Source organism: Devosia sp. GW821-FHT12F11 (assembly GCF_058806655.1).
In genome coordinates this window covers 822,899-849,059 of sequence record NZ_JBXAPX010000002.1, presented here as the reverse complement: position 1 = coordinate 849,059, position 26,161 = coordinate 822,899, and the positions used below count along the sequence as shown (strand labels likewise).

Below are 26,161 nucleotides of genomic sequence, written 5' to 3'. Positions count from 1 at the left end.
CGTCGCGCCAACAACTCGATCGGCACCTCCCCCCTTGTGGGGGAGGTTGGGAGGGGGGAGCCACACGCGGTGACGCTGCAGTTCAACCCCCTCGCCACCGGCCCGCTCGATGGCATCCGCGTCATCGATCTCAGCCGCCTCGTCGCCGGCAACATGCTGTCGCTGCAGCTCGCCGATTTCGGCGCCGACGTCATCAAGATCGAGCCGCCGCAGGGCGACCCGCTGCGCGAGTGGCGCGATGACGGGCACTCGCTCTACTGGAAGACCTACGGCCGCAACAAGCGCTCGGTGCAGCTCAACCTGCGTGAAGCCCCGCACATGGCGGCGCTGAAGGCGCTGCTGAGCACCGCCGACGTCTTCATCGAGAATTTCCGCCCCGGCACGCTCGAGGAGATGGGCCTCGCGCCCGATACGCTGCTTGCCGCCAATCCGAACCTGATCGTCGTCCGCATCTCCGGCTTCGGCCAGACCGGCCCCTATGCCCAGTTCCCCGGCTTCGGCACCATTGTCGAAGGCATGTCTGGCTTCGCCTATCGCACCGGCTTCCCGGATCGCGAGCCGGTGCTGCCGCCACTGGCGCTGGCCGACATGATCGCCGGCGTCTACGGCGCCAACGCCACCGTCACCGCGCTGTTCGCCCGCTTCCGTGGCAAGGCCAAGGGGCAGGTCATCGACCTCAGCCTGCTCGAACCCATGTACTCGGTGCTCGGCCCCGAGGCCGCGATCTATGCCGTGACCGGCAAGGTCAAGGAACGCTCCGGTTCGGCCTCCAACACCGCCTCGCCGCGCAACGTCTATCGCTGCTCCGACGGCAAATATGTGGCGCTGTCCGGTTCGACCCCGCAGGTCGCCCGCCGCATCTTCGAGGTGATCGGCAAGCCGGAGATGAACAGCGACCCGCGTTTTGCCACTAACTCCGATCGGGTGAAGCATCGCGATCTCGTTGACGCCGCCGTCGGTGAATGGTTCGGGCGTCACACCCATGACGAGGCGCTCGCCATCACGCGCGAGGCCGGTGCCACCGTTGGCCCGATCTACTCCATCGCCGATATCGCCGGGGATCGGCATTTCATTGACCGCGGCATCATTGTCGATGTCGAAGACAAGGATTTCGGCGCCCTGCCGATGCACAACATCCTGCCGCGCCTCAGCGAGACCCCCGGCACCTTCCGCCGCCCGGCGCCCGACCTCGGCGAGCATACCGCCGAAGTGTTGCGCGAAGCCGGCGTCGATCCTGCTACGGTGCTCGGATGAAGCTCCGCTCGCTCCTCTACGTCCCCGCGCATTCCGAGCGCTTCGTCGCCAAGGCGCATGAGCGCGGCGCCGACGCCATCGTCCTCGATCTCGAGGACGCGGTGCCGGAGGCCGACAAGGACGCTGCCCGCGCGGGCCTCGCGACCACCGTCCCCGCCGTCGGCCGCAACGGCGCCGCCGTCTTCGTCCGCATCAATGCAGGGTTTCGTCAGCGCGAGGATGCGCTCGCCGCCTGCCTTGCCGGCGCCACCGGCGTGATGGTGGCCAAGGCCAGTTCTTCCGCCGGGCTCGACGCGCTCGCCGGCGCGCTCCGCGCCGAAGAGGCCAAGCTCGGCCGCTCCGCCATGCGCTTTCTCGCGCTGGTCGAAGGCGCCGCCGCACTGCTCGACGCGCGGCTCATCGCCGCCAATCATCGCGTCATCGGCCTGCTGCTCGGCAGCGAGGATCTTGCCACTGAGCTCGGCGCCACCCCGACGCCCGACGTCCTCCGCCATCCCAAGCTGCTGCTGCACTATGCCGCCAAGGCCGAAGGCAAGCTCAGTTTCGGCCTGTTGCAATCAAGCGCCGACTACACCGATCTCGAGGCGCTGGCCGCTGCCGCCGCCGAGGCCAAGGCACATGGCTTCGATGGCGCCACCTGTGTCCATCCCTCCGCCGTCGCGGTACTGAATGCCGGCTTCTCGCCGAGCGACGCCGAACGCGACTGGGCCCAGCGGGTCGTCGCCGCTGCAGCGGAACTCCCCGGCGCCTTCCAGCTCGATGGCAGGATGGTCGACGCCCCGATCGTCGCCCGGGCGCGGAGGATTCTCGGGAGTTAGGGCGGTCCTGGGGGCACCAACTGCTCCCCCTACTCGATGTCCATCGCGGGTGCGGGTGCACTGCGGGGGGCCCGAAACGTCCTAAGCGGCTATCCCCGTGAACTCGAGAAACGCCTCGAGCGGGAGCGGCTGTGACAAGAGGTACCCCTGCAATTCGTGGCAGCCGAGCGCCATCAGGTAATCGCGCTGCCGCTCGGTGGCGACGCCCTCGGCGGTCACCTTCATGTTGAGCGACCGCGCGAGGTCGATGATGGTCCTGACGATCACCTCGGCATCGGTGGATTCGCCCAACTGGCCGACGAACGAGCGGTCGATCTTCAGCTTGTCCACATTGTAGCGGCGCAGGTAGTTGAGCGACGAATAGCCGGTGCCGAAATCGTCGAGCGCCAGCCGGATGCCTGCCGCCCGCAGCCGGGTGAGCCCGGCTTCTGTGGCCTCCGACGTATCGAGCAGCACGCCCTCGGTGATCTCGAGCTGCAGCCGCGTCGGGTCGATCCCCAGTTGCCGCAATTGCTCGATCACCCGGTCGACGAAGCGGCGGCTCTTCAGCTCTACCGGCGAGACGTTCACCGCCACCCAGGGGATGGTCGTTCGCACCAGCATGCGACAGGCTTCCTCGAGCACCCATTCGCCGAGCCTCTCGATCAGCCCGCGTTCCTCCGCCACGCCGATGAAGATGTCCGGCGCCAGCCGGCCGCGCTCGGGATGTTCCCAGCGCACCAGCGCCTCGGCGCCCGCCACGGCACGTCCATCGGCGGCGAAGATCGGCTGGTACTCGAGCATCAACTCACCGCCGACGTCGAGCGCCCGGCGCAAGTCCTGCTCGATCCGCCGCTTCTCTTCGACCGTCTCGGCCATGGGCGGTGCAAACACCTCCCAGCGGCTCCGGCCGCGCGCCTTGGCTTCGTAGAGCGCGATGTCCGCCTCGCGCAGCATGCGGAAGGCGTCCGATCCCGGCTGCCACGGCGCGATGCCGAAGCTGGCGGTGATAAACGCCGGGTCGTCGAACAGCCGGAAGGGGCGGCCGAACTGCAGCTGGATCGCCCGGCACATCGATTCCGCCGCGCCGGCCGCCGGCCCCGAGAGGAGGATGGCGAACTCGTCGCCGCCCACCCGTGCCAGTGTCCCCGCCGGCCCCACCAGCTGGAACAGCCGGTTGGCCAGTTGGCGCAGCAGGTCGTCGCCCGCCACGTGCCCCAGGGTGTCGTTGATGTGCTTGAACCGGTCGAGGTCGATCAGCACCAGCGTTGCCGGCGTTCCCTCGGCTGCACGCTCGGCGAGCGCGGCGAGGTCGCGCTCGAACTGGGCCCGGTTGGGCAGCCCGGTCAGCGAGTCGTGGTAGGCGAGGAAATGGATATGCGCCTCGGTGCGCCGCCGTTCCGTGATGTCGCGCGCGCTGCACACCAGCCCGATAATCTGGCCCTCCGGGTTGCGCAGCGGCAGCTTCGAGGTCGAGAGCCAGAGCTGCGTGCCGTCCGGGCGCACCACGTATTCCTCGTGGTCGATCAGCGCCTTCTCGCCACGGATGACGCTCATGTCATCTTCGTAATAGCGCCGCGCCAGCGGCATTGGATGCACGTCGAGATCGGATTTGCCGATCAGCATATTGGGGTCGCCATGCCCGAGGTCCGCCGCCACCGCGCGGTTGGCAATGACGAAACGGGCGTCCTTATCCTTGATGTAGAGATAGTCCGGCACCTGGTCGATCATAGTGCGCAGCCAGCTGCGTTCCACCTGGGCCCGCTGTTGCTCTCCGGCCAGTTCAGCCGCGAAGCGCTGCAGTCGCTCGTTGGCGGCTGCCAATGCGGCAAGCGATTCCGGCGGCTCGGGGCGAGCGACGTGCCGGACGGGAGACCGCTTCACAACCATCGGGGCCTCTGAACCTGATAGTTCGTGCGATTGTCATGCTAGGCAGCAATGAATAAGCAACTCCTAATCGTCTCTAAGTACAAGGCCCGTTGTCAGCGGCCCGTCGCAGCAGCGGAGCGATAGTCGCTGGGCGAGATGCCGTTGAGCCGGCGGAATGCCTTGGCGAAATAGTTCCCGTTGGCGAATCCCGTTGCTGTGGCAATGGCGGCAACTGGCAGGTCGGTGGCGATCAGCAGCCGCGTTGCCCGCTCCATCCGTGCCGCGAAGACGAAATCCGATGGGCTCTGCCCGGTCTCGCCACCGAAGCGCCTGACGAAGTGCGCCCGGCTCAGCCCTGCTACTCGCGCCAGCCGATCTACCCCCAGCGGTTCGCCCAGATGCTCTGTGATGAAGCTTTGCGCCCGGGCAATCGGCGGCGCCACATTGGTCGTCGCCGGCGTCGCGCCGAACAGCCCGTCATGCAGCGCCATCATCGCGTCATACGCCGCCCCCGAGGCCTCGCCGCTGAGCAGTTCGGGCGTTCGCATCAGCTGCACGCAAGCATCCGCCATGCGATCCACCGCGCCTGCCGAAGGCGTCACCACCGGCCCCTTGAGGTCGATGATCGCCCGCACCAGCCGCAACGCCTCGCGACCATTGGCGCCGATCCAGAAATACTCCCAGGTCTGGCCCCGATCGAGCCAGTAGCGGTTGGCATGCGGAAAGCTCAGCACCATGGTGGAGCCCGGCAGCAGCACGTGCCGGGCGCCGGCATAGTCGAGCTCGCCCCGCCCGGCGATGGTGTGCTGGATGATGACGAACGGCACGTCGCCGCGCTTCAGCCCCTCCCAGTTATAGACCTCGTTGACGCGCTTCTCGAAGCCGGCGCCGGTGGCCATCACGTGAAAGCCCAGAGGGCCCCGCGGCGGCGCGATGGTCTGGATCTTGTGCCCATGGGCAATCAGGTCGGACAGCATGAAATTACCCGCGATCGCATGTCTTTCCTCTACACCGGCGGCCCGCCTTGCCGCTAGATGGAGCCAAATTCAAAGGGGAGGAACGCCATGTCGTTCAAAGTCGCGATCATCGGCGCCGGTTCGGTGGGGTTCACCAAGACCCTGATCTCGGATCTGCTCAAGGTGCCGGAATTCGCCGATGTCGAGTTCGCGCTGACCGATATCAACGCCCACAACCTCGACATGATCCACCAGATCATCTCGTCGATCGTGGCGGTCAACAACCTGCCGGCCAAGGTCACCGCCACCACCAACCGGCGCGAGGCCATAACCGGCGCGCGCTACATCATGAGCTGCGTCCGCGTCGGCGGGCTCGAGGCCTTCGCCACCGACGTCAACATCCCGTTGAAATACGGCGTCGACCAGTGCGTGGGCGACACCATCTGCGCCGGCGGCATCCTCTATGGCCAGCGCAACATCCCGGTCATTCTCGACTTCTGCAAGGATATCCGCGAGGTTGCCGAGCCGGGCGCGCTGTTCCTCAACTATGCCAACCCCATGGCGATGAACACCTGGGCCGCCGATCTCTATGGCGGTGTCGATGTGGTCGGCCTCTGCCACGGCGTGCAGCACGGCGCTCATCAGATCGCCCAGGTGCTTGATGTCGATGACCGCGACCTCGACTATGTCTGCTCGGGCATCAACCACCAGACCTGGTACATCGATATCCGCGCCAAGGGCCGCAAGATCGAGGCGGACGAACTGATCGCCGGCTTCGAAAAGCACCCTGTCTATTCCAAGCAGGAAAAGGTCCGCATCGACGTGCTGAAGCGCTTCGGTGTCTACTCGACCGAGTCGAACGGCCACCTCTCGGAATACCTGCCCTGGTACCGCAAGCGCCCTGAAGAGATCTCCCGCTGGATCGACATGAGCGACTGGATCCACGGCGAGACCGGTGGCTATCTCCGCCACTCCACCGAACGCCGGAACTGGTTCGAGACCGATTTCCCCAAGTTCAAGGCTGAAGCCACCAAGTCGCTGTCGGAGCACAAGCGTACCACCGAGCACGCCAGCTACATCATCGAAGCGCGCGAAACCGGCCGCACCTATCGCGGCCATTTCAACCGCCGCAACAACGGCATCATCAAGAACCTTCCGGCTGACGCCATCATCGAGAGCCCGGGCTTCGTCGATCGTTTCGGCATCAACATGGTCGAGGGCATCGAGCTGCCGATCGCCTGCGCCGCCACCTGCTCGGTGTCGATCTCGGTGCAGCGCATGAGTGTCGAAGCCGCAATGACCGGCAACATCGACATGTTGAAGCTCGCTGTGTTGCACGACCCGCTGGTTGGCGCCATCTGCACCCCTGACGAGGTCTGGCAGATGGTCGACGAGATGGTGGTCGCCCAGGCGCAGTGGCTGCCGCAATATGCCGACGCCATCCCCGCCGCCAAGGCCCGGCTGGAAAAGGCGACCGTGAAGACCAGGGACTGGGCCGGTGCCGCCCGCAAGGTGGTCCGCTCGGTCGAAGAGCTGCGCGAGATGAAGGGGGCGCATCACTGAGGGGTGCGGCCAAGGGGGCCTTGCCCACGCGCTGACGAGAGAAGTTAACTCCCGTTAACCCGACTCCCTGCATGGTGGCGGCATGTCCGATGTCGCCACTGCGCTGCTGCAACTGATCGGCCGCACCGAGCCCGCCGCTGACCCGGCGCTGGCGGCAGTGAAGCTGGCGCGCGCCAGCCTTGACGCGCTGATCCTCCGCCTCGGCCAGAGCATCGACGCCAAGGTCACGGCGCAACTTGCCGGCGGCCTGACCCAGCTCACGGCCGGCAGCGAGAGTTTCGTCCTGAAGCTCGAGACCGCGCTGCCGGTCAATACCGTGGTGACCCTGAAGATCTCCCCGACCCCGACCGGTCAGCCCGCCGTCACTGTCACCGTGCAGCCGCAACCGGCAGTTGCCCAGCCGGCTCCGCCCGCGCCGCAAGCGCTGTCGCCGTTGCCGCCCCCGCCTGCCGCCTCGACGGCGCCGCCTCCACCGGCTCCGGCGGCTGCGCAACCCGCACCGCTCGCACCGCCGCCGCCAGGTGCTGCACCGGTTGCGGCAATGCCGTTGCCCCTGTCTCCAACTGCCCCGGCGGCGCCGACCCCCACCCAGGTTCAGCCGTCGATTACGGCCACCCAGCTGCCAGCGACCCCGGGGCCACAAGCGGGGCCCGCCGCGCCGTCTCCGCTTCCCCGGGTCACCGTTCAGCAGGCGGCGGCTGCCATGGTGCCAACTGCGCCGACACAAACGCTGCCATCAGCTCCAGCCCCGGCAATGCCGGCGCCGCTACCCGCGCCAGCCCCCGCAGCGCCGGCTCAACCAGCTCCGACGGCAATCCCGCCGCTCAACCAACCGACCACACCTGCCGCCGTCTCGACGCCGCCAGCGCCGGCTGCGGCTTCCACGCAGCCCGCGACGGCCCAGCTCCCTCTGTCCGCCCCGGCCGTCCCGGCGAGCAACTCCCCCACCACGAGCAGTCCGACACCGCCGCCGGTGTTGCAGCCTGCGGCCACCACCTTGTCTGCGCCAGGTGTCGCAAGCGGTCCGGCGCCAGTCAGTGCGCCGCAGCCTGTGTCTACCCCGGCAGTGCCGAGCCCCGTGCCTCACGCAACCACCCCAGCGACCTCGCTGGCACCGCCGACGGTCGTGCCGCCAATGGTCGCATCACCGATATCGACCCCGCGGCCGGTATCGCAGCCCGCCTCGCCACCGCTTGCCCAGATCCTCGCCGACCCTGTCCAGGCCGCGGCGCGCCAGGATAGCGTCCTGCCGCTGATCGCCCGGCTTGCGACACTCGCCGCGCCCACGGCCGCGGCATTACCGCGTCCAGCGCTGGAGGCGATCGCCATGCTGCTTGGTACCCGGCTCGACCTCAATCGCGCCCCGCCTGACGGCAAGATGCTTCGCGACGCCGTGCTGCGCACCGGCATCATCACCGAGCCCGGCACTCGCACCCCCACCGATGCCAAATCCGCCCTGTTGCAGCTGCGTTCGGCGCTGTCGGGCTTCCTCGGCGGCGAAGTCGAGGCGATCGCTCCGGTGACGCGGCGTCCACCCCCGCCGCTTAAGGGCGAGCCCGTCCGCGCCTCCTCCGCTCAACCCATGTCGCCACTGGCCGAGGAGCCCGTCGAGACCGCCCGCCAACTTCTCGGTCACGCCGATGCGGCGCTCTCCCGCGCAAAACTGCTGCAGCTGGCCTCGAACCCCAATGATGCCGCGCGCCCCAACGTCGCGGCGCCCGCGGCCGAGTTGCGGGTGGAAGTGCCGATGCAGCTCGGCGCCGAAACCGGCATCCTGCAGCTGCTGGTCGAGCGCGATGGTAGGCACAAGCGCACACCCGCCGAGCGCGGCTGGCGCATGCGCTTCGCGCTCAACTTCGCGGCCACCGGCGAAGTCGGCGCCGAGGTGGCGTTGCTCGGGCGCAGCGCCAGTGTCTCGCTGTGGGCCGCCGACCCGGCCACTGCCGATGCGCTCGAGGCGATGCTGCCCGAGCTCGCCCCGGCGCTGGCCCGCCACGGTCTCGATCTCGGTTCCATCAGGGTGCGCCGCGGCGCACCGCAACCTGCCGTTCGGGCCCCGGGTCAATTGCTGGACAGCGCCCGATGAGCGACACCCCAAAGCCCGTCAGCCTCGCGGTCGCGCTGGAATATGAGCGCGGCACCCGTGAGGCGCCGCGCGTCATTGCCAAGGGCCGAGGCGAACTGGCCCGCCGCATTGTCGAGGTGGCGGGCGAGGCCGGCGTCGTCATCGAGGCCAACGGCCCGCTCGTCGAAGCGTTGGCGAGTGTCGAACTCGACGAGCAGATCCCGATCGAACTTTACGAAGCGGTGGCCGAGATCATCGGCTTCGTCCTCCGCGCCAGTGCTCAGCGTCATTGGACGCCCACCGAAAGCTAGAGCTCCCCGCCTTGCATTCCCACCCGGCTCCGGGCGAAGTGACGCGCCAAGTTCTGGGAGCCCGCGTCATGCCGACCATTGCCGACCTCGATACCCCCACCGTTCTCATCGATATCGATCGCGTCGAGGCCAATCTGCAGCGGGCCCAGGCACATGCCACCGAGCAAGGCTATGCGCTGCGTCCGCACATCAAGACCCACAAGTTGCCGCGCTTCGCCAAACGCCAGATCGAGCTCGGCGCCGTCGGCATCACCGCGCAGAAGCTGGGCGAGGCCGAGGTGATGGCCGATGCCGGCATCGCCGATATCTTCCTGCCTTACAACATCCTGGGCCCCAGGAAGCTGGCGCGGCTCAAGGCGTTGAACGAGCGCGTCACCCTGTCGGTCACCGCCGACAGCCCCGACACGCTGTTCGGCTATGCCGCGACCTTCACCTCCGGCAAACCGTTGACGGTGCTCATCGAGTGCGATTCCGGCGGCGGTCGTTGCGGCGTGCAGACCCCGGCCCAGGCGCTGGCTCTGGCCCGCCAGATCGCGCTCGCCCCCGGCCTCCGCTTCGGTGGCCTGATGACCTATCCGCCACTGCATGGGGTGGAGAAATCAAACGCCTGGCTCAGCGAGGCTGTTGCGCTGTTCGCTGAAGCCGGCATTGCCGTGTCGCGCGTCTCCTCCGGCAACAGCCCGGACATGTGGGCCCAAGCCGCTGCTCCGGTCACCGAGCGCCGCCCCGGCACGTACATCTACTATGATCGCTTCCAGGTGAAGGAGCGGGCTGCCAGCCTCGACGATTGCGCGCTCACCGTACTGGTCACTGTGGTCAGCCGGCCCACCGCCACCCGCGTGGTCATCGATGCCGGCTCCAAATCTCTCACCTCCGATCTGCTCGGCATGGAGGGTTTTGGCCTGGTGATGGGCACCGATCTCACGGTGAAGGGGCTCTCCGAAGAGCATGGCGTCATCGAGCTTCCCGTCGCCTCCGACTGGCCGCGCATCGGCGAGCGGTTGCGCATCATCCCAAACCACGCCTGCGTCATCTCCAACCTTTTCGACAGCGTGACGCTGATCTCCGGCGATGAGGTGCGCGAAGTGGTTCCCGTCGCGGCGCGCGGCCGAGTGGACTGAGCGCTTGCCGCGGGGATCGCAGACTTTTCCCGGTTCGAGAGGGCGACAAATCAAGAATGCAGAGCATTTCGGCGTTTCACTGAAACGATGAAATGCTCTAGAACACCTCTCGCAAGGGAGTGGTATTCAAATGGTCGCTGATTGGTATGATGGTTTGACGCTGGCAACCGAGTGGCGCCCAGCCGCCGAAGGCGTGGCAGCGCGCTACCGGCTGATGCTCACCAACGACACGGGTGAGGCGCTGCGCGACTTCCGTCTCGGCATTTCCGGCCCGGCGCGGGTCAGCGACGATGCCGAGATCGTCGGCGCCAAGGTGGTAACGCAGCTGAGCAATTTCTGCGAACTGGCGCCCGAGCGCGGTTTCGTCCTTGCCCCCGGCGCCAGCTGGACCATCGATGTGCTGCAGCTCGATTACCCGATCCGCCACTGGACCGATGGCGCCACCACCGGCTTCCTCGTTCTCGCCGACGGCACCACGCGCTCGCTGCGCACCGTGCCGACCCGGCGCGAGGGCAGCGATACCCTGCGCAAGAAGGGCACCGCCATCTTCGAGGTCCCCGAGCACCCGCCGGTGCCGGTGTCGATCGTCCCCTGGCCGCGGGATGTGGCGGTCTCCGGTCGCCGTACCGCGCCCGCCGGTCTCGCACCGCTCCCTTCGGCGATCGGCAAGTCCGCCGCCGCGGCCTTCGGCAAGCTGACCGAAAAGCTGTTCCCCGGCGAAGGCCTCGTCCGCCCCGCCCATGAAGGCGGCTTCCCGGTCGAACTCAGCGCCGGTCCCGGCGGCAAGGAAGGCTATGCCATCGAGTTCACCGCCGACCGGGCCCGCGTCATCGGCGAAACCGAAACCGGCTTGCTCTATGGCCTGATCACGCTGGGCCAGATCCTGCGCGGCGCCCGCATCCACCTGCGCCAGTTCAACTTCCCCACGTCCGGCCGCATCGAGGATGCGCCGGCCATGGTGTGGCGCGGCAGCCATCTCGATGTCGCCCGCCGCTACTACGCCAAGGACGAGGTCGAGCGCTTCATCGCCATTCTCGCCTGGAACAAGCTCAATGTGCTGCATTGGCACCTGAGCGACGACGAGTCCTGGCGCGTCGAGATCGATGCCTACCCGCAGCTCACCGGCAAGGGCGCCTGGCGCGGCTATGGCATGCCCGTGCCGCCACTGCTTGGCTCGGGTCCGGAGCGCACCGGCGGCTACTATTCGAAGGCCGATATCCGCGCCATCGTCGGCTTCGCCACCGAGGTCGGCGTCGACGTGGTGCCCGAGATCGATATGCCGGGCCATTGCTATGCCATGCTGCAGGCCATCCCGGCGCTGAGCGACCCCGGCGAGAACGCGCCCTATTACTCGATCCAGAGCTTCCCCAATAACTGCCTCAACCCGGCGGTCGAGGCCACCTATGGAGTGGTCGAGGCTATTATCGACGAGATGGTCGAGCTCTTTCCCTCGCGCTACTTCCATGTCGGTGCTGACGAAGTGCCCGAGGATGCCTGGCACTCCTCGCCGGCCGCCAACAAGCTGCGCCAGCAACTCGGCGTCACCGGCGCCGCGCCGCTGCAGGCCCGCTTCCTGCAGCGCCTGCAGGCCTACCTCACCTCGAAGGGCAAGCTGACCGGGGCCTGGGAAGAAGCCTCGCATGGCGGCGGCATCGACAAGGCCAACTGCTACCTCGTCGGCTGGCGCACCACCGAGGGCAGCCAGCAACTCGCCGCCGAAGGCTATGAAGTCGTCGTGGCTCCGGGCCAGGCCTATTACCTCGACATGGCCAACACCGAGGATTGGCACGAGTGCGGCGCCGCCTGGGCCGGCTGGTCTTCGCCGGAAAAGGCCTACACCTTCGAGCCGACTGCCGGCTGGAGCGACAGCGAGCGCAAGAAGCTCCTCGGGGTCCAGGCCTGCATCTGGTCAGAGCCGATGACCGATCGCGCCGTGTTCGACCGGCTGGTCTTCCCGCGCCTCTCGGCCATTGCCGAAACCGGCTGGAGTTCCAACCGCGATTTCAACCGCTTCAAGGCGCTGGTCGGCCTGATGCCGAACCTCTACGGTCGCTACGAAGGATTCTAGAGCAGGATTGCATTCGCACTCCTGCTCCTTGTTGTGTCGCGAGATCGAACCGGAAAAGTCTGCAACTTTTCCTGATTTCGCTTTGGAAGGACCGTTAGCACAATGGGCGATCTGCTGGTCCGGCTGTATGATCTGCCGGATATTGCCTCCGAAGCAAAGGTGAAGGCGGCCGGGGTCACCGTCCGCCGCGCCCTGCCGCCGGAGCGTCACGTCGTCACCGCCTGGGTCGGCCAGCATTTCAGCCCGTTCTGGGTGTCCGAGGTCGAGGCGGCGATGAGCCACCTGCCGGTCACCTGCTGGATCGCCCACAAGGACAACCAACTGCTCGGCTTTGCCTGCCATGATGCCACCGCCAAGGGGTTTTTCGGCCCCACCGGGGTCGACGAGGCGGCGCGCGGGCAGGGGATCGGCGAGGCTCTGCTCATCGCCACGCTGCGCGGCATGCGCGAGGCGGGCTATGCCTATGCCGTCATCGGCGGCGCGGGCCCGGTCGAGTTCTACCAGAAGCGGCTCGACGCCATGGTGATCCCCAAATCCGATCCCGGCATTTACAATGGGATGCTACGTCCCCCCAAGTCGGGTTGAATGCAGCGTATCGACTAACCTTGCATTTACTCGCTGCCGCTAGGCTATGAGCTTCGATCTCCTTGGGATTTCCGGGGCTACAGCGCTTTGCCAAAGACCGGAAAGACACCCACCGACGCGGCCGCGCCAGCGCAGGCCGACACCGCGGCGCTGGCCAAACTCACCCGTTCGCTGAGTTCGGCGCGTGGCAAGCTGCGCGCCCAGGAACTGCACCTGCGCGCCATTCTCGACAATCTCGCGCACGGCATTTCGCTCTACGATCGCCACGGCCGGCTGGTGCTGTGCAACCGCCAGTTCCTCGATATCTACCGGCTGCCGCCGGCATTGGGTAAACGCGGCACCAGCTTCCGCCAGATCCTCGAGGCGCGCGTCGCGGGCAACACCCATGTCGGCGACGACGTCGAGGGCTATGTCGCCGACCGGCTGAGCGCCGTGCACGAGCAGCGCACTTTGGGCGGTATCCACCGGCTCAATTCCGGACAGGTCATTTCGATGACCCACCAGCCGATCGACGATGGCGGCTGGATCTCGACCCACAAGGATGTGACCGAACTGCACAACATGCAGGCCGAGCTCACCCACCTCGCCTACCATGATGCGCTGACGGGCCTGCCCAATCGCACGCTGTTCTATCGACGGGTCGGCAATGCCTTCCATGACGTCGGCAGGGCCAGCGGCTTTGCTGTGCTCTGCCTCGATCTCGATGGCTTCAAGGCCATCAATGACACCCTGGGCCACGCCGCGGGCGATGCGCTGTTGAAGCAGTTTGCCGGCCGGCTCGGCGGCTGCCTGGGCCCGAAGGACAGCGCCGCCCGCATGGGCGGCGACGAATTCGCCGTGCTGCATCGCGGCGGCGATGCCGAAAGCGCGCTCGACCTCGCGGCCAGCATCTGCGCCGCCACCGTCGCACCCTACGACCTCGACGGCCAGGTGCTGACCATTGCCGTCGGCATCGGCATCGCGGTGGGTGGCGCCGACGGGAACGAACCTGACGAGCTGCTGCACAATGCCGACGTCGCTCTCTACGCCGCCAAGCGCGACGGGCGCGGCGCCATCCGCTGCTTCGAGCCCGAGCTCAACCGCATCGGCGTCGACCGCCGCCGGCTCGAGGCCGACCTGCGCCGCGCCCTCGAGCACGGTGAGTTCGAGCTGCATTTCCAGCCCATCCTCAACCTCCGCACCCACGCCTTCTCGGGCTTCGAAGCCTTGCTGCGCTGGCAGCATCCGGAGCGCGGGCTGGTTCCGCCTTGCGACTTCATCCCGGTCGCCGAGGATACCGGCCTGATCGTCCCGATCGGCGACTGGGTCATTCGCGAGGCGCTGGCCGAGGCGGCCCGCTGGCCGGGCGAGCTGAAGATCGCCGTCAACGTTTCGTCGATGCAACTGGTCCGCGGGAACCTCGTCACCACGCTGGTCCAGGCGCTTGCTGCCTCCGGCATCGCCCACGAGCGCGTCGAAATCGAGATCACCGAGTCGGTGTTCCTCGAGAACTCCGAGCAGAGCCTCGACACCCTGCGCCAGCTGCGCGCGCTCGGCGTCCGCATCGCGCTCGACGACTTTGGCACCGGCTTTTCGGCGCTCGGCTATCTGCTCGCCTTCCCGTTCGACAAGATCAAGATCGATGGCACCTTCATCAGGGCGCTCGACAGCGCCGAAGGAGCCGAGACCATCGTCGCCGCGGTGGCCGATATCGGTGCCCGCCTGATGATGGCGACCACCGCCGAAGGCATCGAGACCGCCGCGCAACTGCGCGGTGTGCATGCCGCCGGCTACACTGAGGCGCAGGGCTACCTGATCTCCCGCCCGATGGCCCGCGACGCCGTGCGCCGCCTGGTCCTCGCCTCCGACGCCATGCCCGAGGCGCCGTTCGAAGAGCGGGAAGCGGGGTAGGGCATCCAGGGGGAACAGAGCCGCCGGCAGCTACGTCCCTTCTCCCCTCCAAGGGGGCGCAATAGCGCCTCCCGAGGGAGAAGGTGGCCGAAGGCCGGTTGAGGGGTGAAGCGGTACGGCGAACGCTCGTTGAGAAGCTGAGCCCCTCAACCTGGTTCCGCTACGGACCTGGCGGTCCTAGCTGCACCACCCTCTCCTCAGGGAGAGGGGACAAGGCCGGTGCATCGCTGCATCTCCTTCGCCCGTCACCCCACCGTCATCCATCCGTCACAGCGGCGTCGCCTGCCGGGCGCACGGCTCCACGATATTTCAGGAGCGTCAGCATGACCGATCGTTTGAAAACCCGCGCGCGCCCGACGCGCCGCCAGTCTTTCACCACCAAATATTCCGACCTGATGGCCGAGGGCTATTCCCGCCGCACCGTGCTGAAGGGGCTGCTTGCCGGCACCGCGCTCGCCACTTCCGGCCTCGGCTTCAGCCGCGCCGCCGCCGCGACCAACTCGTCGTCGAGCCTCACCTTTCCCGAGCTGAGCCGCGTCACCGACAAGACCGACCACTGGCCCGAGGGCTACTCCCGCCAGATCCTGATCAAGTGGGGCGACAAGCTGTTCGCCGACAGCCCGGCCTTCGACGTCGCGACCCTCGATGGCGCGGCCGCCGAAAAGCAGTTCGGCTATAACAACGACTTCACAGCTTTCCTGTCGCTGCCGCAGGGCAGCGAGGCCAATGATCATGGCCTGCTGGTGGTGAACCACGAATATGCCTCGCCCTACCTGATGTTCCCCGGCCTGACCGACGAGGATTACCGGGAAAAGCTCACCGACGCACAGATCCGCGCCGTCGCAGCGTCCACCGGCATCTCCGTCGTTGAGGTCAAGAAGACCGGCAACCAATGGCAGGTCGTCACCGATGGGCAGTACAACCGCCGCGTCCATATGGGCACCGAGATGCGCCTGAGCGGGCCCGCCGCCGGCGACGACCGACTGAAGACCAGCATCGACCCCACCGGCACCATCGTCTTCGGCTCGATCTCCAACTGTTCGGGCGGCATCACCCCCTGGGGCACCATGCTGTCGGGCGAAGAAGGCGGCATGGACATCTTTGCCGGCGACTACACCACGCTCCCCGACCAGGAACTGGTGGAGCGCCAGGGCTGGGATGAGGAAGAAAATGACGGCTATGCCTTGAGCCGCATCGACGCCCGCCTGAAGTTCGAGAATGAGCCGAACGAGTGGCTGAAGTTCGACTGGGTGGTCGAGATCGATCCGTTCGATCCCGCGTCGAAGCCGGTGAAGCGCACCGCGCTCGGCCGCTTCACCCATGAGGGAGCGCAGGTCGCCGTGGCCCCCGATGGCCGCGTCGTCCTCTACATGGGCGACGATGACGACTTCGAGTACCTCTACAAGTTCGTCACTTCCAAGCCGTGGAATCCCACCGACCGCGCCGCCAACAAGGACCTGCTCGACGAAGGCACGCTCTTCACCGCCCGCTTCGATGCCGAGGGCAAGCTGACCTGGCTGCCGCTGGTGCAGGGGCAGGGGCCGCTGACGCCGGAGAATGGCTTCCACAGCCAGGCCGACGTGGTGCTCCGCACCCGCATGGCCGCCGATCTCCTTGGCGCCACCCCGATGGACGCACCGGAAGGCTTCGTGCCGCACCCGAAAACCGGCCGCGTCTATATCGCCATGACCGAGAACGAGGATCGTTTGCCGGCCGGCGAAGGCGATGCCGGCGAACAGGTCAACGTCGCCAATACTCGCGCCCCCAACCCCGACGGGCATATCCTCGAGCTCACCCCGCCGGGCGCCCCCGAGGCGCCCGACCATGCCGCGACCGACTACACCTGGGATGCCTTCATCCTTTGCGGCGACCCGACTGATCCGGCCTCGCACGCGCTCTGCCACCCCGAGACTTCGGCCAATGGCTGGTTCACCGACCCGGACAACCTGTCGGTCGATCCCGCCGGCCGCCTCTGGGTCACCACCGACGGCCCGCCGGATGCCGGCTTCAACGATGCGCTCTATGCCGCCGACACGGAAGGCGACGGCAAGGCGCTGCCTAAGCTGTTCTACCTGCCGCCGGTCGGCTCGGAAGTCTGCTCGCCGGCCTTCACGCCGGACGGCAAGACCATGTTCCTCTCCATCCAGCACCCGGGCGAGCTGCGCTTTGAAGACGGTGAGGACTCCACCTCGATCGCCGATGCCGGCACCAACTGGCCCGACTTCATCGACGGCCAGGGCCCGCGCCCCTCACTGGTGGTGATCAGCAAGGACGATGGCGGGGTGATCGGCAGCTGATGGCAGGGCGGGCTAACTGAAGCAGACGGCCCCCTCCCATCCTCCCCCATGAAGGGGGAGGTGCCCCGCCGGTTCACTTGGCACGAACGAAGACAGAGCTCCGACTCTTCACCTCCCGCTTTATGGGGGAGGCCGGGAGGGGGCCGTCTCTATCAGTCAACGTACAAAAAAGGCGGGGATCGCTCCCCGCCTTCATCACTCCTGAAACCCCAAGTCTCAGGGGTAAGTTCTCAGAGCTTGTCGGTAATCGCCGAAGTGAAGGCGCCCGACGGCTTGTTCTGGATGATCTTCTGGTCCAGCAGCGCCTTCTCGGTACGGTCATAGGCGGCCGCGTCGAGCTTGAAGTCCTTGGCGTCGACGAGCTTGGCCACTTCGCCCATCATGTACTTCTGATGGTCGAGCGTCTGCGCGCCGCTTTCGTCGTTGTCGATGACGATCTGCGCTGCCTCATCGGGATGCTCGATCGCATAGGCCCAGCCCTTCTGCGAAGCGCGGACGAAGCGCACCATCTTGTCGGCGAAAGCCGGGTCGGCGAGCTTGTCTTCCATCGCATAGAGGCCATCCTCGAGCAGGTCGTTGCCGAGGTCGGTGTAGTTGAAGATCACCAGCTTGTCGGTGGTGAAGCCGGCGTCGATCGCCTGGCCCAGTTCGTTGTAGGTCATCACCGAGATGCAGTCCGCCTGCTTCTGCACCAGCGGCTGCACGTCGAACGACTGCTTGAGGACGTTCACGCCATCGGCGCCGCCTTCGGTCGGGATGCCCAGCTTGTTCATCCAGGCGTAGAACGGATACTCGTTGCCGAAGAACCAGACGCCCAGCGTGTGGCCCTTGAAGTCGGCTTCGGTCTGCACGGGGCCATCCTTCGGGCAGATCATCAACAGGCCGGATTTCTTGAACGGCTGCGCAATGTTGACGAGGCCCACGCCCTGTTCGCGGGCTGCCAGCGCGCCGCCCATCCAGTCGACGATCACATCGGCGCCGCCACCTGCGATCACCTGCTCGGGGGCAATATCCGGCCCGCCCGGCTTGATCGTGATGTCGATGCCTTCTTCGGTGTAGAAACCCTTGTCCTTGGCGACGAAATAGCCGGCGAACTGCGCCTGCGTCACCCACTTGAGCTGCAAGGTGACCGGATCGGCCGCGTGAGCCGCGGTGGCACCGAGCGCCAGCGCGCCCGCCACCAGACCAACGAGAAGCTTCTTCATTTTGTGCGTTTCCCTTTTCCCCTGATTACGCCCGACCACCACGGACGGACGGATGCCAGAAGGTGACTGCCCTCTCCACGAGCGCCACCACCCAGTAAAAGACAGAGCCCGCCAACGCCGCCACGGCGATCTCTGCCCAGACCATCTCGACATTGAGCTTGCCGATCTCCGACGAGATGCGAAAGCCCATGCCGACGATGGGTGTCCCGAAGAATTCAGCCACGATTGCGCCGATCAGCGCCAGTGTCGAGTTGATCTTCAAAGCGTTGAAAATGAACGGCGCCGCTGCCGGCAACCGCAGTTTGAACAGCGTCGACCAGTAGCCCGAGGCATAGGTGCGCATCAGGTCGCGCTCCATGTGTCCGGCGGCGTTCAGCCCGGCGACGGTGTTCACCAGCATCGGGAAGAACGTCATGATCACCACGACGGCCGCCTTCGATGGCCAGTCGAAGCCGAACCACATCACCATGATCGGCGCGATACCGATCAAGGGCAGGGCCGAGATGAAGTTGCCGAGCGGCAGCAATCCGCGTTTGAGGAACGGCGAACGGTCGACCGCAATGGCGACGAGGAAGCCGGCGCCGCAGCCGAGCGCGTAACCGGCCAGCACTGCCTTGAGGAAGGTCTGCTGGAAATCCGCCGCGATCCTCGGGATGTTGCCGATCAAGGTCTCCCAGATCCCCGATGGCGAGGGCAGCAGCACCTTGGGCACATTGCCGCCCCGGGTGATCGCTTCCCAGGCGACGAGAATGGCGACGCCGAAGATTGCCGGGACCAGCACCCCCACGGCATCCGGAACCTCGTCCCGCGCAATCGCCAGCGACAGCCGCTCGGCGAACAGCCAGGCAAACAGCCAGCACGCCACCAGCGCGAACCAGTAGCCCGGCTCGGCCTGCTGCAGCGTTTCGAGCGCCATGATGAGCCCCACGGCGCCGATCGCCGCCAGCCCCCCATCGACCCAATAACTGACTTTTACCCGGAAGCGGACGAGGCTCAGCACCGCCAGCACCAGGAACACCCCGACCGCCGGGAATTCCCACACCGGCAGCGGTGCTCCCTCGGTCGAGGCGAAATCGAAGATCAGTGCCAGGAGGGCAAAGCCCGACGCAAAGGCCGCGAGTACCCGTTGCAGCGCCGTCATGCTCGCGCTCCCAGGCTTTGGTTGGTGAGCCGCTCGGCCAACCCGACCAGCGCGATCAGCGCCCCGGCCAGCAGGGCGGCGGCCAGCAGCGCCGACCAGATCTGGATCGTCTGCCCATAGTACGAGCCGGCCAGGAGCCGCGCTCCGATGCCGTTGCTGGTGCCGGCCGGCAGCTCGCCGACAATGGCGCCGACGAGGCTCGCCGCGACGCCGACCTTCATCGAGGTGAACAGGTACGGCAGTGCAATCGGCCAGCGCAGCTTGGTGAACACCTGGAAACGCGCCGCATTGTAGGTCCGCATCAGGTCGAGCTGGATCGTCTCGGGGCTGCGAAACCCCTTCACCATGCCGACCACCACCGGGAAGAAGCTCAGATAGGTCGAGATCAGCGCCTTGGGGATCAGACCGGAGATGCCGACCGCGTTCAACACCACGATCACCATCGGCGCGATGGCGAGGATCGGGATGGTCTGGCTGGCGATGATCCATGGCATCAGCGAGCGGTCCATCGCCTGGTTGTGGACGATGAACGCCGCCAGCCCGATGCCGAACACCGTGCCCATGGCAAAGCCGAGCAGCGTCGCCGAAAGCGTGATCCAGCCATGATAAACGAGGCTGCGCTTCGAGGTCACCGCCTGCTCGACCGTGGTCTTCCAGAACTCGCCGACAATCTGGTGCGGCGCCGGCAGCAGCGGCTTTTCGGCATTCAGCACGTCATTGAGCTGCTGGCCGAAGCTGACGTCGGTCACATCGGTGCGCTGGTAGAAATCCGACATCCCCTGCCAGTTCATCAGCACCGCCGCGAGGTACCAGACGACGATCAGCGCCGCCACCATCGTCAGAATGGGAGCGACGTTCTTCACTTGGTGAACTCGACGATCGTCTTCAGCGGCAGCCGTGCACCACTCTTGGTGTCCGTCACCCGGACGGTGAACTCTGCCTTTCCGGGCTCACCATCGCCCTCGAGGCCGATCTCCATTCCCGTCAGGTAGATGTTCCCCGCGACGACCTCCCCCTTGAAGCAAGGTTGCGCCGGATGCTGCTGTACGTCTCCGTTGGGCAGCTTCACTTTTAGGTCGCAGCTGAGCTGCACCATACCGTGATGTTCGCTGCTGAAGAATGTCAGCAGTGTCGCCTTGTCGCCGGTCCCGAGCTTGCTGGTCCCCTTGAAGCGAGGCGTCGTCTCGACCGAGGTGTTCCACTTGGCTCGCCAGTTGCTGTCAGTCACCACCAGCGATACCGCCGCCAGCCCGCCTTTGCAGACGCTGCCCTTGCCCATCATGCAGGCGGCTTCGGCTCCGCTCGCAAACCCGATCGCGGCGGTTGTAAGTCCGGCCAGCAGGAGCAGTCTTGATCTCGTCATCGCTCTCTCCCGCATTTCGCTACTCCTCGTAGGAGTGGCCGGCCCTCAGGCCGTCACGTACCCGGTGGGCGATGGCGAGGAACTCCGGCGTCTCGCGGATTTCGAGCGGCCGCTCGGCGGGGAGCGTGCTTTCGATGATATCGGTCACCCGTCCCGGCCGCGGGCTCATCACCACGATCTTGGTCGAGAGGTACACTGCCTCGGGGATCGAGTGGGTGACGAAGGCGATGGTCTTCTGGGTCGCCGCCCAGAGTTTCAGGAGCTCCGAGTTGAGGTGGTCGCGGACGATCTCGTCGAGCGCTCCGAACGGCTCATCCATCAGCAACAGGTCGGCATCGAACGCCAGCGCCCGGGCAATCGACGCGCGCTGCTGCATGCCGCCACTGAGCTGCCAGGGGAACTTCTTTTCGAACCCTTCGAGGTTCACCAGCTCCAGCGACTTCTTGATCCGCGCCTTCCGGTCGGCGTCGCCATAGCCCATGATCTCGAGCGGCAGCGCCACGTTGTTCTCGATCGAGCGCCACGGGAATAGCGCCGGCGCCTGGAACACGTAGCCATAGGAGCGGTTGACCCGCGCATCGGCCGGCGAGGTGCCGTTGACCGTGATGGTGCCGGAAGTCGGCTGCTCCAGATCGGCGATGACGCGCAGGAACGTCGTCTTGCCGCAGCCCGAGGGGCCGATGAACGAGACGAACTCGCCCCGCTTGATGTCCAGGTTGACGTCCGACAGCGCCACCACGTCGCCATCCGCCGTCTTGAAAGTCAGGCCGAGACCCTTGGCCTCGACCACGCTCTGCGATTTGCCCCCGTCAGTCGTCAAACCCTCAAACCCCCGTCGCCGGAATGCCGGTACGCTCTACCTTGCGTGGTGCGGTGATCTCTTTCCACGTCGAAAGCGCCCGGTTCACCGGGTTCCTCGCCTCACGCGCCACGAACTGGCCGTGGCCCTGCTCGGTGCTGATCTTGTCCTCGGTCACCGCCACCTGTCCACGCGTCAGCGTGAACCGCGGCAGCCCTTCGACCTCGATGCCCTCGAACACATTGTAGTCGATCGCCGACTGCTGTTTGGCCGCAGTGATGGTCTTCTTGCGCTTGGGATCCCACACCACGAGGTCGGCATCTGCCCCGACGAGGATGGCGCCCTTCTTGGGGTACATGTTGAGGATCTTGGCGATGTTGGTCGAGGTCACCGCCACGAACTCGTTCATCGTCAGCCGGCCGGTCTTGACGCCCTTGGTCCACAGCACCGGCATCCGGTCTTCGAGCCCGCCGGTGCCGTTCGGAATCTTGGCGAAGTTGCCCACCCCGTTGCGCTTCTGCGCCGTGGTGAAGGCGCAGTGGTCGGTCGCCACCACCTGCAGCGAGCCCGACGCCAGCCCGGCCCACAGCGAATCCTGGTGCTGCTTGTTGCGGAACGGCGGGCTCATCACCCGGCGCGCCGCATAGTCCCAGTCGCGGTTGAAATACTCGGTTTCGTCGAGCACCAGGTGCTGGATCAGCGGCTCGCCATAGACGCGCTTGCCGGCCTGCCGCGCCCGGCGGATCGCCTCATGCGCCTGCTCGCACGAGGTGTGGACGATATAGACCGGCACCCCCGCCATGTCGGCGATCATGATCGCCCGGTTGGTCGCCTCGCCCTCCACCTCCGGCGGTCGCGAATAGGCATGCGCCTCCGGCCCGTTATTGCCCGCGGCAAGGAGCTTGGCCGTCATCTGCGCCACCACGTCGCCGTTCTCGGCGTGGACGAGCGGCAGGGCGCCGAGATCGGCGCAGCGCTGGAACGACGAGAACATCTCGTCGTCATCCACCATCAGCGCACCCTTGTAGGCCATGAAGTGCTTGAACGAGGTGATGCCGCGATCGACCACATCGGCCATCTCGTTGAACACCTGCTCGCCCCACCAGGTGATCGCCATGTGGAACGAGTAGTCGCAACTGGCCTTCGAGGTCTTGTTGTCCCACATCTGCAAGGCTTCGAGCAGCGACTGCTGCGGGTTGGGCAGGCAGAAATCCACCACCATGGTGGTGCCGCCGCTCAGCGCCGCCCGGGTGCCGCTTTCGAAATCGTCGCTCGAATAGGTGCCCATGAACGGCATCTCGAGATGCGTATGCGGATCGATTCCGCCCGGCATCACGTAGCAGCCGCTGGCATCGAGCACCTCGCCACCGCTGAGGTTCTGCCCGATCTCGGTGATCCTGCCGCCTTCGACCCGGATATCGGCGACATAGGTGAGGTCGGCGGTAACGACGGTGCCGCCCTTGATGATCTTGCTGCTCATGCTCGGTCCCTGTCTTTGTTCAGTCTGCCCTCCCCAAGAGGGCCGAAAGCGCGCCGCGTAGGGCGCGCTACGATACGATCTCCGCCGTTTCCAGCACGGCGCGCAGCAGCACCTCGGTGCCGGCCGCCGCCCACTCCTTCGAGATCTCTTCCGCTTCGTTGTGGCTGAGCCCGTCGACGCACGGGCACATGATCATCGCCGAGGGCGCCACCCGGTTGATCCAGCAGGCGTCGTGTCCGGCGCCCGAAACGATGTCGCGGTAGGAGTAGCCGAGTTCCTTGGCCGCCTCGCGGACATTGCCAACCAGCGTTTTGTCGAACGTCACCGGGTCGAAATGCCCGACCTGCTCGACCTCGAAGCCGATATCGAGCGCCTCGGCGGTGTTCTGGATGCCGTAGCGGATGCGCTCGTCCATCTCGTCCAGCACCTCTTTATTCGGCGAACGGATGTCGATGGTGAACACCGCCTTGCCGGCAATGATGTTGCGCGAGTTCGGGTAGACCTCGATGTGCCCCACCGCACCGACGGCGTCAGGCTGGTAGTCCATCGCCACCTCGTGCACCAGCTCGATCACCCGCGCCATGCCGAGGCTGGCATTGCGCCGCTTCGGCATCGGGGTGGAGCCGGTATGCGCTTCCTTGCCGGTCAGCGTCACCTGCAGCCACTTCAGCCCCTGGCCGTGCGTCACCACACCGATATCGACGTTCTCGTCCTCGAGGATCGGGCCCTGCTCGATATGCAGTTCGTAATACGCGTGGATCTTGCGCGCCCCGACCACCTCGTCGCCGCGCCAGCCGATCCGCTCCAGCTCCTCGCCGAAGCTTTTGCCGTCCTTGTCCTTGTGGGTGTAGACCTCGGCCTGGTCGAGCACGCCGGCGAACACGCCCGAGGCCATCATCGCCGGCGCGAACCGCGCCCCTTCCTCGTTGGTCCAGTTGACCACCACGATCGGGCGCTTGGTCCGGATGTCGAGATCGTTGAGCGTGCGGATCACCTCGAGCCCGCCCAGCACCCCGAGCACGCCGTCATAACGCCCGCCGGTTGGCTGCGTATCGAGATGGCTGCCGACATAGACCGGATCGAGCCCCGGCTCGCTGCCTTCGCGCCGCGCGAACATGGTGCCCATCTGGTCGAGCCCCATCTCCATGCCGGCCGCCTCGCACCAGCGCTTGAACAGCGCCCGGCCCTTGGCATCGTCATCGGTCACCGTCTGCCGATTGGAGCCCCCGGCAACGCCCGGCCCGATCTCGGCCAACTCGTGAATGGAGCTCCACAGGCGTTCGGGGTCGATACGAAGGTTTTCGCCAGGAGCTGCCATAGTCAGTCTTTCAAGAGTCGAGGAATGTCTGCGGTGAGCCTGTAGCTCCGCTGCTTCGTCGTCGCGGCCATGGTCCCTCTTTCCCCTCTCCCCTCAGGGGAGAGGGTGGCGGGCGCGTAGCGCTCGCCGGGTGAGGGGTGCCCAGCTATCGCCGCGAGAATGCTGTCAGCAACGCCGTGGGGGTTGCCCTGCACGTCGTTGTTCCAAAAGCGCAGGACCGAGTAGCCCTGAGCTGCCAGGTACGCCGTCCGAACCAGATCGGTCTCAGACTCGACGTGCTGGCTGCCATCGAGTTCGACAACCAGTGCCGCTTCGCGGCAGGCGAAGTCAGCAAAGTATGGGCCGATTGCAACCTGTCGGGCGAACTTCCAGCCACCGATCTGTCGGCCGCGAACCATCTGCCAGAACTTGTGCTCGGCTTCTGTTTCGTTGCGGCGCAACGAGCGTGCCCGAGAGACTGAACCCCTCACCCGACGCTGCGCGTCGACCTCTCCCCTCAGGGGAGAGGTGACCTCGGCGTCGGAGTTTGAGGGGCTGCCTGCCATCGCTTACTTCTGGCTCGGGAAGCTGAACTCGGCGCCGCTCTTGATGCCCGCCGGCCAGCGCGTGGTGACTGTCTTGAGCCGGGTGTAGAAGTGCACGCCTTCCGGCCCGTAGATGCCGTGGTCGCCGAAGATCGAGCGCTTCCAGCCGCCGAACGAGTGGTAGGCCACCGGCACCGGGATCGGCACGTTGATGCCGACCATGCCCACTTCGATCTTGTCGGCGAAGTCGCGCGCCGCGTCGCCGTCGCGGGTGAAGATCGCCGTGCCGTTGGCATATTCGTGCCCATGGATCAGATCGACCGCATCCTGGTAGCTCTGCGCCCGCACCACGCTCAGCACCGGCCCGAAGATCTCCTCGCGGTAGATCTTCATGTCGGGCTTCACATGATCGAACAGCGTGCCGCCGACGAAGAAGCCGTTCTCATAACCCTGCAGCTTGAAGCCGCGGCCATCGACCACCAGTTCCGCCCCGGCTTCGACGCCCGCATCGATATAGCCGACGATCTTGTCGCGCTGCGCCTTCGAAACGATCGGGCCCATCTGCGCGTCCTTGTCGGTCGCGGGGCCGATCTTCAGCGCTTCGACCCGCGGCTTCAGCCGCGCGATCAGTGCGTCCGCGGTCTTGTCGCCCACCGGCACCGCCACCGAAATCGCCATGCAGCGCTCGCCGGCCGACCCGTACCCCGCGCCCATCAGTGCGTCGGCGGCCTGGTCCATGTCGGCGTCGGGCAGGACGATCATGTGGTTCTTGGCGCCGCCCAGCGCCTGCACGCGCTTACCGGCCTGGGTGCCGCGCCGATAGACGTATTCGGCGATCGGCGTCGAGCCGACAAAGCTCACCGCCTTGATGTCGGGATGGTCGAGAATGGTGTCGACCGCTTCCTTGTCGCCATGGACGACGTTCAGCACGCCGTCCGGCAGGCCGGCATCCATCAGCAGCTGCCAGGCGAACATCGGCGCGCTCGGATCGCGTTCCGACGGCTTCAAAACGAAGGTGTTGCCGCAGGCGATGGCCAGCGGATACATCCACATCGGCACCATGGCCGGGAAGTTGAACGGCGTGATGCCGGCGACCACCCCCAAGGGCTGCCGGTCGGAATAGCTGTCGATGTTCGGCCCGACATTGCGGCTGAACTCGCCCTTCAAAAGCTGCGGCACGCCGCAGGCGAAATCGACGCAGTCGATGCCGCGCGCCAGCTCGCCCAGCGCGTCATCATGCACCTTGCCGTGTTCGCGGCTGATCAGCTCGGCCAGTTCGTCGGCGTGCTTTTCCAGCAGCTCCTTGAACCTGAACATCACCCGCGCCCGCTTCATCGGCGTGGTCGCGGCCCAGGCGGGCAGGGCCTTCTTGGCGGCGGCCACGGCGGCATTCACCTCGTCGACGCTCGACAGCGGCAGCGTTGCGGTGGCCTCGCCGGTAGCCGGGTTGAACACCGGCTGGCTGCGGGTGCTCGTCGAGGTGACCAGCTTGCCGCCGATCGCATTCTGTACAGTCTGCATCACAGACCTCCGCTCGTTGGGTGTAGAACGTTCA

Annotated in this window: 21 protein-coding genes; 10 read left to right on the top strand and 11 right to left on the bottom strand. The window is 66.3% G+C overall.

All coding sequences use genetic code 11. The features are described from left to right. Positions 1–69: 69 nt before the first annotated feature. Both AC1ROK_RS09715 and AC1ROK_RS09710 read left to right on the top strand, forming a co-directional pair. A complete protein-coding gene (locus AC1ROK_RS09715) occupies positions 70–1,254 on the top strand; it encodes a CaiB/BaiF CoA transferase family protein (protein WP_492846207.1) in 1,185 nt (394 codons plus the stop codon). Then, positions 1,251–2,072 carry an HpcH/HpaI aldolase/citrate lyase family protein gene (locus AC1ROK_RS09710; RefSeq protein ID WP_492846205.1) on the top strand — a complete coding sequence of 274 codons (822 nt, stop codon included), beginning with the start codon at positions 1,251–1,253 and terminating at the stop codon, positions 2,070–2,072. Before AC1ROK_RS09715 ends, AC1ROK_RS09710 begins: the two co-directional genes overlap by 4 nt. A gap of 81 nt (positions 2,073–2,153) precedes the next feature. On the opposite strand, the gene AC1ROK_RS09705 is transcribed toward AC1ROK_RS09710, so the two are convergent. Both AC1ROK_RS09705 and AC1ROK_RS09700 read right to left on the bottom strand, forming a co-directional pair. Continuing rightward, positions 2,154–3,941 (bottom strand): putative bifunctional diguanylate cyclase/phosphodiesterase, encoded by a 1,788-nt coding sequence (locus tag AC1ROK_RS09705; protein WP_492846203.1) that lies wholly within the window; start codon positions 3,939–3,941, stop codon positions 2,154–2,156. A 92-nt stretch (positions 3,942–4,033) separates the two neighbouring features. Then, the gene (locus tag AC1ROK_RS09700; RefSeq protein WP_492846201.1) at positions 4,034–4,897 is read right to left on the bottom strand and encodes a helix-turn-helix domain-containing protein; all 864 of its coding nucleotides are present in this window, start codon (positions 4,895–4,897) and stop codon (positions 4,034–4,036) included. An 87-nt stretch (positions 4,898–4,984) separates the two neighbouring features. Here AC1ROK_RS09700 and AC1ROK_RS09695 point away from each other — a divergent pair, with 87 nt between their 5' ends. The 8 genes from AC1ROK_RS09695 to AC1ROK_RS09660 all read left to right on the top strand — a co-directional run bounded on the left by AC1ROK_RS09695 (position 4,985) and on the right by AC1ROK_RS09660 (position 16,776). Further along, positions 4,985–6,439, top strand: a complete 1,455-nt coding sequence (locus AC1ROK_RS09695) for an alpha-glucosidase/alpha-galactosidase (protein WP_492846199.1) — start codon at positions 4,985–4,987, stop codon at positions 6,437–6,439. A 1,135-nt stretch (positions 6,440–7,574) separates the two neighbouring features. Then, the gene (gene fliK / locus AC1ROK_RS09690) at positions 7,575–8,525 is read left to right on the top strand and encodes a flagellar hook-length control protein FliK (protein WP_492846197.1); all 951 of its coding nucleotides are present in this window, start codon (positions 7,575–7,577) and stop codon (positions 8,523–8,525) included. Beyond that, positions 8,522–8,815, top strand: coding sequence for an EscU/YscU/HrcU family type III secretion system export apparatus switch protein (locus AC1ROK_RS09685; protein ID WP_492846195.1), 294 nt, complete (start codon positions 8,522–8,524; stop codon positions 8,813–8,815). Before fliK ends, AC1ROK_RS09685 begins: the two co-directional genes overlap by 4 nt. A 68-nt stretch (positions 8,816–8,883) precedes the next feature. Beyond that, positions 8,884–9,936: a D-TA family PLP-dependent enzyme gene (locus AC1ROK_RS09680; RefSeq protein WP_492846193.1), complete on the top strand. Its 1,053-nt coding sequence runs from the start codon at positions 8,884–8,886 to the stop codon at positions 9,934–9,936. Between the two features lie 130 nt (positions 9,937–10,066). Next, the gene (locus AC1ROK_RS09675; protein ID WP_492846191.1) at positions 10,067–12,004 is read left to right on the top strand and encodes a beta-N-acetylhexosaminidase; all 1,938 of its coding nucleotides are present in this window, start codon (positions 10,067–10,069) and stop codon (positions 12,002–12,004) included. 102 nt (positions 12,005–12,106) lie between these two features. Then, entirely contained in the window at positions 12,107–12,589 is a 483-nt protein-coding gene (locus tag AC1ROK_RS09670; RefSeq protein ID WP_492846189.1) for a GNAT family N-acetyltransferase, read from the top strand. An 87-nt stretch (positions 12,590–12,676) separates the two neighbouring features. Continuing rightward, the gene (locus tag AC1ROK_RS09665; protein WP_492846187.1) at positions 12,677–14,479 is read left to right on the top strand and encodes a putative bifunctional diguanylate cyclase/phosphodiesterase; all 1,803 of its coding nucleotides are present in this window, start codon (positions 12,677–12,679) and stop codon (positions 14,477–14,479) included. Positions 14,480–14,802: 323 nt separating this feature from the next. Next, positions 14,803–16,776: a PhoX family protein gene (locus tag AC1ROK_RS09660; protein WP_492846185.1), complete on the top strand. Its 1,974-nt coding sequence runs from the start codon at positions 14,803–14,805 to the stop codon at positions 16,774–16,776. A gap of 230 nt (positions 16,777–17,006) precedes the next feature. Here AC1ROK_RS09660 and AC1ROK_RS09655 read toward each other — a convergent pair whose 3' ends face one another. The 9 genes from AC1ROK_RS09655 to AC1ROK_RS09615 form a co-directional block, all read right to left on the bottom strand. Next, positions 17,007–17,981 carry an ABC transporter substrate-binding protein gene (locus AC1ROK_RS09655; protein WP_492846183.1) on the bottom strand — a complete coding sequence of 325 codons (975 nt, stop codon included), beginning with the start codon at positions 17,979–17,981 and terminating at the stop codon, positions 17,007–17,009. Positions 17,982–18,006: 25 nt separating this feature from the next. After that, entirely contained in the window at positions 18,007–19,122 is a 1,116-nt protein-coding gene (locus AC1ROK_RS09650) for an ABC transporter permease (RefSeq protein ID WP_492846181.1), read from the bottom strand. After that, positions 19,119–19,958: an ABC transporter permease gene (locus AC1ROK_RS09645; protein WP_492846393.1), complete on the bottom strand. Its 840-nt coding sequence runs from the start codon at positions 19,956–19,958 to the stop codon at positions 19,119–19,121. The genes AC1ROK_RS09650 and AC1ROK_RS09645 overlap by 4 nt, the downstream gene beginning before the upstream one ends. 23 nt (positions 19,959–19,981) lie before the next feature. Then, positions 19,982–20,485 carry a hypothetical protein gene (locus tag AC1ROK_RS09640; RefSeq protein ID WP_492846179.1) on the bottom strand — a complete coding sequence of 168 codons (504 nt, stop codon included), beginning with the start codon at positions 20,483–20,485 and terminating at the stop codon, positions 19,982–19,984. 19 nt (positions 20,486–20,504) lie between these two features. Further along, positions 20,505–21,305, bottom strand: a complete 801-nt coding sequence (locus AC1ROK_RS09635) for an ABC transporter ATP-binding protein (protein ID WP_492846177.1) — start codon at positions 21,303–21,305, stop codon at positions 20,505–20,507. Positions 21,306–21,309: 4 nt separating this feature from the next. Continuing rightward, positions 21,310–22,764: a dihydropyrimidinase gene (gene hydA / locus AC1ROK_RS09630; protein WP_492846175.1), complete on the bottom strand. Its 1,455-nt coding sequence runs from the start codon at positions 22,762–22,764 to the stop codon at positions 21,310–21,312. 67 nt (positions 22,765–22,831) lie between these two features. Beyond that, positions 22,832–24,082, bottom strand: a complete 1,251-nt coding sequence (locus tag AC1ROK_RS09625) for a Zn-dependent hydrolase (RefSeq protein WP_492846173.1) — start codon at positions 24,080–24,082, stop codon at positions 22,832–22,834. Between the two features lie 2 nt (positions 24,083–24,084). Continuing rightward, positions 24,085–24,627, bottom strand: a complete 543-nt coding sequence (locus AC1ROK_RS09620; protein WP_492846171.1) for an endonuclease domain-containing protein — start codon at positions 24,625–24,627, stop codon at positions 24,085–24,087. A 3-nt stretch (positions 24,628–24,630) separates the two neighbouring features. Then, a complete protein-coding gene (locus AC1ROK_RS09615) occupies positions 24,631–26,127 on the bottom strand; it encodes a CoA-acylating methylmalonate-semialdehyde dehydrogenase (protein WP_492846169.1) in 1,497 nt (498 codons plus the stop codon). Positions 26,128–26,161 lie beyond the last annotated feature (34 nt).

Excerpts from the sequence above, each read along its gene's own strand:
- AC1ROK_RS09710 (WP_492846205.1), top strand. The coding sequence starts at position 1,251 with ATGAAGCTCCGCTCGCTCCTCTACGTCCCCGCGCATTCCGAGCGCTTC.
- AC1ROK_RS09705 (WP_492846203.1), bottom strand. The coding sequence starts at position 3,941 with ATGGTTGTGAAGCGGTCTCCCGTCCGGCACGTCGCTCGCCCCGAGCCG.
- AC1ROK_RS09700 (WP_492846201.1), bottom strand. The coding sequence starts at position 4,897 with ATGCTGTCCGACCTGATTGCCCATGGGCACAAGATCCAGACCATCGCG.
- AC1ROK_RS09695 (WP_492846199.1), top strand. The coding sequence starts at position 4,985 with ATGTCGTTCAAAGTCGCGATCATCGGCGCCGGTTCGGTGGGGTTCACC.
- fliK (WP_492846197.1), top strand. The coding sequence starts at position 7,575 with ATGGTCGCATCACCGATATCGACCCCGCGGCCGGTATCGCAGCCCGCC.
- AC1ROK_RS09685 (WP_492846195.1), top strand. The coding sequence starts at position 8,522 with ATGAGCGACACCCCAAAGCCCGTCAGCCTCGCGGTCGCGCTGGAATAT.
- AC1ROK_RS09680 (WP_492846193.1), top strand. The coding sequence starts at position 8,884 with ATGCCGACCATTGCCGACCTCGATACCCCCACCGTTCTCATCGATATC.
- AC1ROK_RS09675 (WP_492846191.1), top strand. The coding sequence starts at position 10,067 with ATGGTCGCTGATTGGTATGATGGTTTGACGCTGGCAACCGAGTGGCGC.
- AC1ROK_RS09670 (WP_492846189.1), top strand. The coding sequence starts at position 12,107 with ATGGGCGATCTGCTGGTCCGGCTGTATGATCTGCCGGATATTGCCTCC.
- AC1ROK_RS09660 (WP_492846185.1), top strand. The coding sequence starts at position 14,803 with ATGACCGATCGTTTGAAAACCCGCGCGCGCCCGACGCGCCGCCAGTCT.
- AC1ROK_RS09655 (WP_492846183.1), bottom strand. The coding sequence starts at position 17,981 with ATGAAGAAGCTTCTCGTTGGTCTGGTGGCGGGCGCGCTGGCGCTCGGT.
- AC1ROK_RS09650 (WP_492846181.1), bottom strand. The coding sequence starts at position 19,122 with ATGACGGCGCTGCAACGGGTACTCGCGGCCTTTGCGTCGGGCTTTGCC.
- AC1ROK_RS09645 (WP_492846393.1), bottom strand. The coding sequence starts at position 19,958 with ATGGTGGCGGCGCTGATCGTCGTCTGGTACCTCGCGGCGGTGCTGATG.
- AC1ROK_RS09640 (WP_492846179.1), bottom strand. The coding sequence starts at position 20,485 with ATGACGAGATCAAGACTGCTCCTGCTGGCCGGACTTACAACCGCCGCG.
- hydA (WP_492846175.1), bottom strand. The coding sequence starts at position 22,764 with ATGAGCAGCAAGATCATCAAGGGCGGCACCGTCGTTACCGCCGACCTC.
- AC1ROK_RS09625 (WP_492846173.1), bottom strand. The coding sequence starts at position 24,082 with ATGGCAGCTCCTGGCGAAAACCTTCGTATCGACCCCGAACGCCTGTGG.
- AC1ROK_RS09620 (WP_492846171.1), bottom strand. The coding sequence starts at position 24,627 with ATGGCAGGCAGCCCCTCAAACTCCGACGCCGAGGTCACCTCTCCCCTG.
- AC1ROK_RS09615 (WP_492846169.1), bottom strand. The coding sequence starts at position 26,127 with ATGCAGACTGTACAGAATGCGATCGGCGGCAAGCTGGTCACCTCGACG.